The following is a 10,887-nucleotide window of genomic DNA, read 5'->3' on the forward strand; positions in this document are numbered from 1 at the left end:
GCGGTGGGGAGTGGAGCTGGCGAGGGGCGCAGCGATCACGAGATCCCGGCGCCGGGGCTGCGGTGGCGCGCGCGGCTGGCGGGTCGCGAAGTGGCGACGCAGGCCAAGGCAGGCGGACCGGCGGGGAGGCGGTGGCGCGCGCGGCTGGCGGGTCGGAAAGTGGCGACGCAGGCCAAGGCGGGCGCATCGGCGGGGCTGGCGGCGCGGCAAGAACTGAGGCGTGGCAAGGACTATCGCACAGCAACGCTGACAGTGCGGCAAAGCTGCGGCGCGGGCAGGACCGCCGGATCGGCAAGACTGCGGCGCACACGGCTGCGGCGCCGAAAAGCCTGTGGCGCGGGCGAAAGCTCCGGAGCAGCGGCGGGCAGCGACAAACCAAGTCACCTCCACCAAGGCGCCTCACCAAGGCACCTTCACCGAGCGCGTACGCACAAGCGCGCGGGGAGCACGGCACGACTCAGCGGGCGCACCCGAGCACCCAACAGCACCCCACGACCGGGACCAGCGCGCCACTGAAACAGCGCGAAACAGCGGCGCAGCCTCAGGAACCGGCGGGCGCGTCCACGGGCACGGTCAGCGGCAGACCCGGCACGACGACCGCGTCGGTCAGGTTGTTCAGTTGCTCGATGCGCGCGACCACGGCGTCGGCGTCCGCGCCGGGGGCATACTCGTGCGCGACGTCCCACAGGCTCTGTCCCGCGCCCACGGTCACCGTGGCCGTCTGCTCCGGGACCGGCTCCGCCATACCCTGCGCGAAAACACCCAAACCGGTGACGACCAGCGCCACGGCGATGCCCAGCGCGGCGAGCCACGGCCAGCGCGGCGCGACCTTCCGCGGCGCGCAAGCGGGCACCGGCGCCCGACGCCGTCCCGCGACGACCCGCGCCCGCGTGGGCGGGCGGCGCGCCTCGCCGACACGCCGCGGGCGCACCGGGCGCTGCACGTGCGGGCGTTCCTCGGTGACGCGCCCGGCGACCGGGTCTCCGTCCAGCAGAACCGACATGGCGGAACCTCCTCGCGGTCTCGCCGACCCGACCGGGCACGGGACCCGTCAGGTCGAACACTCGTTCTATCGAACCTCTGCGCGAATGTGTACCACCAGGGTCCGACAAAATCGAGAGCACCCCGGCGTGTCGCTCGAACAGTTGTTTGATGTTCGGGCCCCGGTGGACTACCGTGGGTGACCGGTACAAGGCGATACGCGCCGGCGCGCAGGTCTGCGGCCCGGCCCCGGAAAAGCGAGCCCGAGCGGCTGGGAGGCAGCACCATGACAGACACCGACGAGACGGTCCCGCGCAGGCCTGGCGGCCGCTTCGGCGACGTGCACCCACTCCCCCAACCCGAGGACGTCGAGGAGGGCCTGAGCCCCCGCCAGCAGCAGGTGCTCGAGGTGATCCGCGCCTGGGTGGACCGCTTCGGCTACCCGCCCAGCGTCCGGGAGATCGGCGAGGCCGTCGGCCTCACGTCCACCTCCTCGGTGTCCCACCAGCTGCGCACCCTGCAGCGCAAGGGCTACCTCCGGCGCGACGCCAACCGGCCGCGCGCGGTCGGCGTGCTCACGGCCGCGGCGGAGAACGCGGCGCGGGTCGGCCGCACCGAGAGCGACATGCCGAAACCGGCGTACGTCCCCGTGGTCGGCCGGATCGCCGCCGGTGGCCCGGTGCTGGCCGAGCAGTCCATCGAAGAGGTCTTCCCGCTGCCGAAGGACATCGTCGGCGAGGGCGAGGTCTTCCTGCTCAAGGTCACCGGTGACTCGATGATCGACGCCGCGATCACCGATGGCGACTGGGTGGCGGTACGTCAGCAGCCCACCGCGAACAACGGCGAGATCGTCGCCGCGATGATCGAGGGCGAGGCCACGGTCAAGACGTTCAAGCGCAAGGGCGGCCACGTCTGGCTGCTGCCGCACAACGAGGCGTACGAGCCCATCCCCGGTGACGACGCCACCATCCTCGGCAAGGTCGTGGCGGTTCTCCGGCGCCTTTGACGACAGGCGCCACCGCGCCGGAAAACGATCTTTGGCACAGGCGTGCGAATCATTTTCGGAAGCGGCTGCGCAGTTTCGTCCAGACGAACGCCGCCGCGCCCGCGACGCACACTGCCAGCACCAGTGCAGGCACCGCGCCCATCCCCTCCGACGAGCCGCCCGAGCCGCTGCCCGCCTCCCCGCCGGCGGCCGGCGCGGCCTCCGTCGTGGCGGGGGTGACCAGGGCGGTGGCCCCGTGCACGGCGCGGATGGGTTCGCCGGTCCCTTCGCTCGCGGAGAGCAGTGTGCCGTCCGGTTCGAAGGCGATCGCCTCGCCCTGCTTCTCGTTCGGCAGCGGGATCCGCACCGGGGTCCGGCCCAGCGCGGCGAGCACGTCCCCGTCCGGGGCGGAGTACAGGTACGCGTCGGTGTAGGTGCGCAGCGCCACCACGGTGCCGTCCGTACTGGTCGCGCCCCCGGTGACGAGCACGGTGCCGAAGCCCGGCACCGGCCCGCCCTGCGTATCCGTGGTCCGGAAGTTCAGCGAGCCCACCTTTTCCAGCGGGGTGGGCCCGGGGCTCGCCAGCGCCGCCTTCGGCCGGTACACGCCGGAGTCCCCGAAGGGCGTCTTCGTCACGAGATACGGAGTTCCGTCGCGGTCCAGCAGCAGCGCTTCGGTGTCGTGCGCGCCATCGGGGTATGTCAGCCGGTACACCGTGGTCTTGCCCTGCGGGGTGACGGCGAGCAGGGCCACCGTGTCCCGCTTCTTGTCGTTGTCACCGGTGTCGGAAAGCCACAGCGTCCCGTCCGACGAGCGCGCGAGATCCTCGACGTCGTACGGGTCGGTGGAGTTGGTGATCACCTGCCGCACCGAGCAGTCCCGGTCCAGCACGAACACCTGGACCTTCTTGCCGCCGTCGTTGATCGCGTACCAGTGCTGACCGTCGCTGACCAGACCGGACAGCTCGTCGAGATCCTTGTCCTTCACCTTGCAGACGTCGACCGGTGCCTCCGCCGCCGAAGCCGGCGCTGCCAGCAGGAACAGCCCGGACAGCACCAGGAACAGCGACGCGCAGCGACGAAGGATCACCGCACCGACATTACCGAGACCTAAACCGGCGAACCGTTCACGACATACGCCTCCAGTGCGGACGCCAGATCCGGCCGGACACGCGCCGTGAGCCTCGTGCCCTCCGGCAGATGCTCTTCGGTGAGCAGCTCACCGTCGGCGTGCACGCGGGCCACCAGCTCGCCGCGGGTGTACGGCACGAGCGCTTCGACCGTGACCTCCGGCCGCGGCAGCCGCTCGGCCATCGCGTCGACCAGCTCGGGCACGCCCTTGCCGGTCTGCGCGGACACCACCGCCGCGTCAGGCAGCAGATGCCGCAGGCGCACCAGGGAAAGCTGGTCGGCCGCGTCCGCCTTGTTGATCACGATGAGCTCGGGCGGCAGCGCTTCGGAGCGGTTCTTGCCGATCTCGGCGAGTACCTCGCGCACCGCGTTGACCTGCTCCTCCGGCGCCGGATCGGAACCGTCCACCACGTGCAGCAGCAGATCCGCGTCGGCCGCTTCCTCCAAAGTGGACCGGAACGCGTCGACCAGCTGGTGCGGCAGGTGCCGGACGAAGCCGACCGTGTCCGTCAGCGTGTACGTGCGGCCGTCGGGCGAAGTGGCCCGCCGGGTGGTCGGGTCCAGGGTGGCGAACAGCGCGTTCTCCACCAGCACGCCCGCGCCGGTGATGGCGTTGAGCAGACTGGACTTGCCCGCGTTGGTGTAGCCGACGATCGCGACGCTGGGCACCTCGTTCGCGACCCGGCGGCCGCGTTTGGTGTCGCGGATCGTCTCCATCGCCGCGATCTCGCGGCGCAGCTTGGCGACCCGCTTGCTGATCCGCCTGCGGTCGGTCTCCAGCTTCGTTTCACCGGGACCACGCAGACCCACACCGCCGTTCGCGCCACCGGCACGGCCACCGGCCTGCCGGGACAGCGACTCACCCCAGCCGCGCAGCCGCGGGATGAGGTACTGCAGCTGGGCCAGCTCGACCTGGGCCTTGCCCTCCTTGGAGCGGGCGTGCTGGGCGAAGATGTCGAGGATCAGCGCGGTCCGGTCGATCACCTTGACCTTGAGCCGCTGCTCCAGGTTGCGCAGCTGGCCCGGCGAAAGCTCACCGTCACAGATCACCGTGTCCGCCCCGGTGGCCAGCACGATGTCGAACAGCTCGCGCACCTTGCCCGAGCCGATGTAGGTGGCCGGATCCGCCTTGGGGCGGCGCTGCACGATGCCCTCGAGCACCTCGGAACCCGCCGTCTCGGCCAGCCTGGCGAGCTCCGCCAGCGAGGCCTCCGACTGGGCCGCGGTGCCCTCGGTCCACACGCCGACGAGGACGACCCGTTCTAGGCGCAGCTGCCGGTACTCGACCTCGGTGATGTCCGCCAGCTCGGTGGAGAGCCCGGCCACGCGCCGCAGTGAGGCGCGGTCCTCCAGCTCCAGCTCACCGATGGACGGGTCGTCGCGAAAGTCTGTGTGTGTCAGTTCTGTCATCGTCCTTTCATGCTCCCACGAGTCACGGGAGATTCCGAACCGATTACCGGCTCGGGTACGTCGCCAGGTAGATCGCGGTCCGCCGCCCGGATGTATCGGATCGGGCGCGGAATTCTTCGAGCAGATCCCGCAACCGGTCCGAGAACTCGCGCAGGTCCTCGTCCGGGACCTGCACGACGAGCCGCGTCTGCTCGACTTCGCCGATGGGCACCTCGGCGATCTCGGCCAGGTAGGCCTCCAGGATCGCCTCGTTCAGGGCCTTCTCGTGCCCGGCGCCGGACAGGTGCCAGGACAAGCCGCTCGACAGGTACGGGATCTCCTTCGCGCCGCGATTGCCCCGGCGCGGGGGCTGTGCCACCAGGAAACCCGTGTCCACCAGCTTGCGCACGTGGTGCAGCGTGGTGGCCGGATCCCGGCCGAGCCGCTCGGCGAGCTCCTTGTTCGTCAGCGCCTCCGCATAGGTCAACCGGATGATCCGCAGCCGTATTCCGGACGCCAGCGCGTTCGCCTCGGCTTCGGTCGCCTGCCTTCGCCTGATCACTTCCTGAGCCTAGGCGAAAAAGTGATTGACCGTTTCCAATCACTCGCGGGATGCTGGCCGCATGCGCCGCGACACCTTGTGGTTCCACGCCGACTTCCGGCGGCTCTGGGCGGGCGAAACGGTCAGCCAGGCCGGCAACTACGTCGGCCAGACGGCGATCCCGCTGCTGGCGGCCACCGTGCTCGCGGCGAGCCCGTTCCAGATGGGGCTGCTGACCGCGGCGGAGAACGCGGCGTTTCTGCTGATCGGGCTGCCCGCCGGGGTGTGGGTGGACCGGATGCGGCGAAGACCCCTGATGCTGCGGGCGGATTTCACCCGCGCGGGGCTTCTGCTGACCATCCCGCTCGCCTGGTGGGGCGGGGTGCTGACGCTCACGCAGCTCATCGTGGTGGCGCTGCTGGTCAGCGTCGGCACGGTGTTCTTCGACGTGTCCTACCAGTCGTACCTGCCGTCACTGGTCGGACGCGCGCAACTGCTGGAGGGCAACGCGAAACTGCAGGCGAGCCAGTCCACGGCGCAGGTCGTCGGGCCGAGTGTCGGGGGCGGGCTCGCGCAGCTGGCCGGCGCGGCGAACGCGGTGTTCGCAACCGGCATCGGCTACCTCGCGTCCGGGCTGTTTCTGTTGCGCATCAAGGCGAACGAGCCCGAACCCGCGCCACGGACAGGCGCTTCGCTGCGCACCCAGATCGGCGAAGGGCTGCGCTTCGTCTTCGGCAACCGGACACTGCGGGCGATCACGCTGTGCACGGCGACGGCGAACCTGGCCAACACCGTGTTCTTGTCGATGCAGATCCTTTACCTGACCCGCGACCTCGGCTACAGCTCCGCCATCGTGGGCGCGGTGCTGACCACGCTCGGCGTCGGCGGCGTACTGGGCGCGCTCACCGCGGGCTGGTGGACCAGGCACGTCGGGCAGGCGCGCTCGATCTGGCTGGCACCGCTGATCACCTGGCCCGCGCAGGTCCTGTTGCCGCTCACCGAGCCGGGCTGGGGCCCGTGGCTCGCCGGCGCCGGCCTGGCCGTGATGGGCTACGGCGTGATCGTCTACAACGTCGCGCAGGTCAGCTACCGGCAGGCGATCTGCCCGGACCACCTGCTCGGCCGGATGAACGCCACCGTGCGCTTCGTGGTGTGGGGCATGATGCCGCTGGGCGGACTGCTCGGCGGCGCGCTCGGCGAAGGCATCGGCGTGCGGAACACGTTGTGGGTCGCGACCGCCGCCATCGTGGTTCCGATGACGCCGCTGCTGCTCTCACCGTTGCGGCGGATGCGCGATATCCCGGCCGAGCACAGCTACGCCTGAGCCGCCCACCAGTTCTCGTCCAGCTCGCCGCGGGCGACGAACTCCACCGGGCCGGTCAGCGTGGACTCGCCGTGGTCCATGATCACCACGACCCTGCCGCCCGGGATGTCCACTGTGGACTCACCGGTGTCGGTGCCAGCGAGGTGCAGCGCGGCGGCGACGGCCGCGACCGTTCCCGTGCCACAGGACCTGGTCTCGCCGACGCCGCGCTCGTACACGCGCATCCGGAGCGCGCCTTCGCCGCGCGGGTTCACGAACTCCAGGTTCACGCCCTCGGGGAAGAAGTCGCTGTCGTAGCGGGGTTGCTCACGCAGATCGAGCCCGTCGACATCTTCATCCACAATGGACACCAGATGCGGGTTGCCGACATCGACCGCGACGCCGGAGAAGTTGCGGTCGCCCACCATCGCGACCGAGGAGCCGGTGATGGTCGCCGGGCCCATCCGCACCGTCACCAGGCCGTCGGCGTGCACGCGGACCGGTTTGTCCCCGGCGCGGCTGCCGACGACGAACTCGCGCTCCCGCGCCAGACCGGTGTCCACGAGGTACCGCGCGAACACGCGCATCCCGTTGCCGCACATCTCCGCCAGCGAACCGTCCGCGTTGCGGTAGTCCATGAACCACTCGCCATCGGAGTGCAGTCCGAGGGCCTCGCTCCGGATCACCCGGAGAACCCCGTCGGCCCCGAGCCCACGCTGCCGGTCGCAGAGCGCGGCGACGCGGCCGGGCGTCAGGTCGAGACGGCCGGCCGGATCGGGCAGCAGCACGAAGTCGTTCTGGGTGCCATGCCCTTTGAGGAACTCGATTGCCACCCGATCAGCCTACTGGTCGAGTACCGAGAGCACCTGTCCGGCCACGTCATGATCGGCCCCGGCGAACCACCGGATCCGGGCGTCGCGGCGGAACCAGGATCGTTGCCTGCGAACGAATCGACGGGTCGCCTGCTTGGTCGCCGCGGCCGCGGCGGCGAAATCGCCGGCACCGTCGAGTTCGGCGAGGACCTGTTGGTAGCCAAGGGCTCGCGACGCCGTCTTGCCGTCACGCAGCCCGCGCCCGGCGAGCGCGCGCACCTCGTCCACCAGTCCCGCTTCGAACATCCTGTCCACCCGGCGCTCGACGCGTTCGTCGAGCTCGGCCACTTCACGATCGATTCCGATGAGCACCGTGTCGTACCGCGGCGGGCCGGGCTTGGGCATGGAGGCCGAGAACGGCTGCCCGGTGATCTCGATGACCTCCAGCGCCCGCACCACGCGCCGCGCGTTGGACGGCAGAATCGCTGTGGCCGCCACGGGATCCAGCCGCGCGAGACGCTCGTGCAGCGCCTCGGAACCGACCTCGGCCGCCTCCGCGTCGAGACGGGCCCGCACCGCGGGATCCGTGCCGGGGAAGCGCAGATCGTCGAGGACGGCCTGCACGTACAGCCCGGAACCACCGGTCAGCACGGGCACTTTCCCTTCGGCCAGCAGCTTTTCCAGCACCGCGCGGGCGTCGCGCTGATAGGCGGCCACCGACGCCGTCTCGGTCACGTCGAGCACGTCGAGGAGGTGGTGCGGCACGCCGCGCCGCTCCTCTTCGGTGACCTTCGCGGTGCCGATGTCCATCCCGCGGTAGAGCTGCATCGCATCGGCGTTGATCACCTCGCCACCCAGTTCACGGGCGAGTGTGACGGCCAGTTCGGACTTGCCGGTGGCCGTGGGGCCGACGACGGCTATCGGTTTCACCGTTCCCAGACCGCCACGTGGTACCCGACCCCGAAGGGCGCCTCCGAATAGAGCAGCTCGGGCCGCCAGCCGTCGCCGACGCCCGCGAGCACCTGCCACGGCACCCGGCCGCCGGCGCCCAGCGAGCGGGCCAGCGCGGGGTCGATTTCCAGCAGGGCCCCGGCATCGGCCGTCTGCAGGGCCTTGGCGACATCGCTGTCGAAGCCCGGCGCTCGTTCGTCTTCGCTGCCCGGGCTGCGGGGGCCGTGCCGGTTCGAGCCGTCGCCGAGCACGAGCAGCCCGGTCGCCCCGGAATCGTCGAGCTGTTTGCCGATCCGCGCGCATTCGGCGGGCTCGGTGTCCGCCGCGACCAGGTGCATTTCCACCGAACCCGCCCCGGCTTGTGCGCGCAGCCAGCCCGCGACGAGCGCCGGCAACGGTAACGTGCTCTCCGTGGCCTCTTCGGCTAGCCGGACCCGCACGTCGGCGCCGTATCCGCGGAAACTGCCCGCGACGTCGCTGAGCACCACGTTCTCAGTGTGCGCGCCGACGGCTGTCCACCTGTCACCGAGGCGCTTGACCGCGTCGAGGCAGGCCTCGCGCAGCTCGGTCAGTCCGGCGTCGGGCCCCGGGGACAGTTCGGGCACCACCAGGGGAGGATGTGGCACCACCGCGACATGCGTGATCACACTGGCCGAGGTTACCGGGCGGGTGGGATCGTCCTCAGCGGCTCGTGATCACACCCCTCCCACAGCCACAGACAGTCCGCCTCACATCAGCGCAGTACCCGCCCCAGCCGCTCGCGATCACACGCCTCCCACAGCCACAGAAGTAGAATCACCCGCCCCAGCCCTCTCACCGAGTACCACAAGCAGCGCTGAACTGCTTGAATGCTCGGGAGGTCGACACCCGCACCACCCGGCCCCACCCACCGGTGGGGCGCCCGCCGTTCGGCGGGCCGACAGGCATAAGGAGCCTGCGATGGCCGACGAGACAGAGACCGGCACCCCGGCACCGCACAAGATGCCGCACGCGCACGCGCCGTCCGGCCACGATGCCCGGCCGGTGCCCCCGGCCGAACAGAACCCGTCCCGCTGGGGCCGGATCGACGAAGAGGGCACCGTCTACGTGCGGACGGCGGATGGTGAGCGTGCCGTCGGCGTCTGGCAGGCCGGGACGCCGGACGAGGGCCTGCTGCACTACGCGCGCCGGTTCGACGACATCCGCACCGAGGTCGAGCTGCTCGAGACGAGGCTGACGTCGGGCGCTGGCGACCCGAAGCACGCGCTGTCCAGTGCCACGCAGCTGCGGGACAGCCTGGTCGACGCCGCCGTCGTGGGTGACCTGGCCGCGCTGGGTGCCCGGATCGAGCAGATCGTCGCGCACGCGGAGCGCGCGCTGGCCGATGCCAAGCACGAGCGTGAGGAAGCGCGGTCGGCCGCGATCGGGCGCAAGCAGGCGCTGGCCGAGGAGGCCGAGCAGATCGCCGCCGAGTCCACCCAGTGGAAGGCCGCGGGCGACCGGCTGCGCGCGATCCTCGACGAGTGGAAGACGGTCAAGGGTGTCGACCGCAAGACCGACGACGAGCTGTGGAAGCGCTTCTCCAAGGCCCGCGAGTCGTTCAACCGGCGTCGTGGCTCGCATTTCGCGGAGCTGGACAAGCAGCGCGCGGCGGCCAAGGTGCGCAAGGAAGAGCTGATCGCGGAGGCCGAGTCGCTGGTCGACTCGGAGGAGTGGGGCGCGACGGCCGGGCGCTACAAGGACCTGATGGCCGAGTGGAAGGCCGCCGGCCGCGCGCCGAAGGAGACCGACGACGCGCTCTGGCAGCGGTTCCGGGCGGCGCAGGACAAGTTCTTCGCCCGTCGTTCGGCGGTGTTCTCCGAGCGGGACGCGGAGTTCGCGCAGAACGCCACGCAGAAGGAGGAGCTGCTCACCGAGGCGGAGAAGATCGACCCGTCGTCGAACCTGGACGCGGCCAAGGCCCATCTGCGCAGGCTGCAGGAGCAGTGGGACGAGATCGGCAAGGTGCCACGCGAGCGGATCCGGGAGCTCGACGGGCGCCTGAAGGCGGTGCAGGACCGTATTCGCGAGGTCGAGGACAGGCGCTGGCGCCGCACCGACCCGGAGGCTCAGGCCAGGGTCGACCAGTTCCGGGAGCGCGTGCAGCAGTTCGAGGCGCAAGCGGAAAAGGCCCGCGCGGCGGGCGACGAGCGCCGCGCGAAGAAGGCGGACGAGCAGGCCGCGCAGTGGCGGGAGTGGATGGAAGCCGCGGAGCGCGCGGTCGCCGATCGGTGATCGGCAGGTAGTTCAGCCGGGCGGGGCAGACGGAAACGTTTGCCCCGCCTGTGTTTTTGCGGGCTGGTCAGCGGCCCGCGTAGAGGTCCCGCAGGAGCGCCGCCTCCGCCGTGTGGTGGATCAACTCGTCGACGATGTGCAGCGCGAAGGCGCGACGGGTCGACGTCGCGTAGTAGCCTGCGGCGTCACCGAGAAGCTTGGCCTGGTCGTCTTCGCTCAACGAAGCCAAGTTCGCGCGCCATCGCCCGTACGCCTCCTCGGTCTGCGCCATCGCCTCCTCCGCGCTCCGCGGTTCGGGCCACTGGCCCGGCTCCTCGGACAACCCCAGCAACGGCGCGTTCCGTTCCATGCGCAGGAGGTCCGCGATGTGCCCGAGCCGCCAGCGGAGCGTGACCCGGTCGTCGGCGATGGGCTGCCACCGCCACTCTTCGTCGGTCAGCCCGGCCATCCGGTTCCGGAACCGCTGCCAGGCGTAGTCGAACAGATCCAGGATGTCCTCACCTGCGGAAGCCATCGGCCCAGCGTGGCACGAAGGCACCAG

The 10,887-nt window shown here is 70.8% G+C and carries 11 protein-coding genes; 3 read left to right on the top strand and 8 right to left on the bottom strand.

The features are described from left to right. Window positions 1–541: 541 nt before the first annotated feature. Window positions 542–1,003, bottom strand: coding sequence for a hypothetical protein (locus tag FPZ12_RS45645; protein WP_166462815.1), 462 nt, complete (start codon window positions 1,001–1,003; stop codon window positions 542–544). Between the two features lie 264 nt (window positions 1,004–1,267). Here FPZ12_RS45645 and lexA point away from each other — a divergent pair, with 264 nt between their 5' ends. Further along, complete coding sequence (lexA, locus tag FPZ12_RS18725; protein WP_144762034.1) at window positions 1,268–1,987, top strand: transcriptional repressor LexA; 720 nt, start codon at window positions 1,268–1,270, stop codon at window positions 1,985–1,987. Window positions 1,988–2,036: 49 nt separating this feature from the next. Here the strand turns inward: lexA and FPZ12_RS18730 are convergent, their stop codons facing one another. The 3 genes from FPZ12_RS18730 to FPZ12_RS18740 are packed head-to-tail and all read right to left on the bottom strand — an operon-like array spanning window position 2,037 to window position 5,045. Next, the gene (locus FPZ12_RS18730) at window positions 2,037–3,053 is read right to left on the bottom strand and encodes a hypothetical protein (protein WP_243769913.1); all 1,017 of its coding nucleotides are present in this window, start codon (window positions 3,051–3,053) and stop codon (window positions 2,037–2,039) included. A gap of 23 nt (window positions 3,054–3,076) precedes the next feature. Continuing rightward, window positions 3,077–4,507 carry a GTPase HflX gene (hflX, locus tag FPZ12_RS18735; RefSeq protein WP_144762037.1) on the bottom strand — a complete coding sequence of 477 codons (1,431 nt, stop codon included), beginning with the start codon at window positions 4,505–4,507 and terminating at the stop codon, window positions 3,077–3,079. A 43-nt stretch (window positions 4,508–4,550) separates the two neighbouring features. Continuing rightward, window positions 4,551–5,045 (bottom strand): winged helix-turn-helix domain-containing protein, encoded by a 495-nt coding sequence (locus FPZ12_RS18740; RefSeq protein WP_144762052.1) that lies wholly within the window; start codon window positions 5,043–5,045, stop codon window positions 4,551–4,553. Between the two features lie 64 nt (window positions 5,046–5,109). Between FPZ12_RS18740 and FPZ12_RS18745 the strand changes: the two genes are divergently transcribed. Continuing rightward, complete coding sequence (locus tag FPZ12_RS18745; RefSeq protein WP_144762040.1) at window positions 5,110–6,351, top strand: MFS transporter; 1,242 nt, start codon at window positions 5,110–5,112, stop codon at window positions 6,349–6,351. Here FPZ12_RS18745 and dapF read toward each other — a convergent pair. From dapF to FPZ12_RS18760, 3 genes are read right to left on the bottom strand one after another with little or no spacing between them, the layout of a single operon-like run. Continuing rightward, complete coding sequence (gene dapF, locus FPZ12_RS18750) at window positions 6,342–7,163, bottom strand: diaminopimelate epimerase (protein ID WP_150980406.1); 822 nt, start codon at window positions 7,161–7,163, stop codon at window positions 6,342–6,344. The genes FPZ12_RS18745 and dapF overlap by 10 nt on opposite strands. A gap of 9 nt (window positions 7,164–7,172) precedes the next feature. Next, window positions 7,173–8,072: a tRNA (adenosine(37)-N6)-dimethylallyltransferase MiaA gene (gene miaA / locus FPZ12_RS18755; RefSeq protein WP_144755482.1), complete on the bottom strand. Its 900-nt coding sequence runs from the start codon at window positions 8,070–8,072 to the stop codon at window positions 7,173–7,175. Beyond that, window positions 8,069–8,740, bottom strand: a complete 672-nt coding sequence (locus FPZ12_RS18760) for a class III extradiol dioxygenase subunit B-like domain-containing protein (protein ID WP_144755479.1) — start codon at window positions 8,738–8,740, stop codon at window positions 8,069–8,071. The genes miaA and FPZ12_RS18760 overlap by 4 nt, the downstream gene beginning before the upstream one ends. A gap of 292 nt (window positions 8,741–9,032) precedes the next feature. Between FPZ12_RS18760 and FPZ12_RS18765 the strand changes: the two genes are divergently transcribed. Continuing rightward, window positions 9,033–10,346, top strand: a complete 1,314-nt coding sequence (locus FPZ12_RS18765) for a DUF349 domain-containing protein (RefSeq protein ID WP_144755476.1) — start codon at window positions 9,033–9,035, stop codon at window positions 10,344–10,346. A gap of 67 nt (window positions 10,347–10,413) precedes the next feature. On the opposite strand, the gene FPZ12_RS18770 is transcribed toward FPZ12_RS18765, so the two are convergent. Further along, window positions 10,414–10,860 (bottom strand): DinB family protein, encoded by a 447-nt coding sequence (locus tag FPZ12_RS18770; protein WP_144755473.1) that lies wholly within the window; start codon window positions 10,858–10,860, stop codon window positions 10,414–10,416. Window positions 10,861–10,887 lie beyond the last annotated feature (27 nt).

The organism is Amycolatopsis acidicola (genome assembly GCF_007713735.2).
Classification (GTDB): Bacteria; Actinomycetota; Actinomycetes; order Mycobacteriales; family Pseudonocardiaceae; genus Amycolatopsis_E; species Amycolatopsis_E acidicola.

Coding starts and splice junctions, on each gene's coding strand:
- FPZ12_RS45645 (WP_166462815.1), bottom strand. CDS start 1,003: ATGTCGGTTCTGCTGGACGGAGACCCGGTCGCCGGGCGCGTCACCGAG.
- lexA (WP_144762034.1), top strand. CDS start 1,268: ATGACAGACACCGACGAGACGGTCCCGCGCAGGCCTGGCGGCCGCTTC.
- hflX (WP_144762037.1), bottom strand. CDS start 4,507: ATGACAGAACTGACACACACAGACTTTCGCGACGACCCGTCCATCGGT.
- FPZ12_RS18745 (WP_144762040.1), top strand. CDS start 5,110: ATGCGCCGCGACACCTTGTGGTTCCACGCCGACTTCCGGCGGCTCTGG.
- FPZ12_RS18765 (WP_144755476.1), top strand. CDS start 9,033: ATGGCCGACGAGACAGAGACCGGCACCCCGGCACCGCACAAGATGCCG.
- FPZ12_RS18770 (WP_144755473.1), bottom strand. CDS start 10,860: ATGGCTTCCGCAGGTGAGGACATCCTGGATCTGTTCGACTACGCCTGG.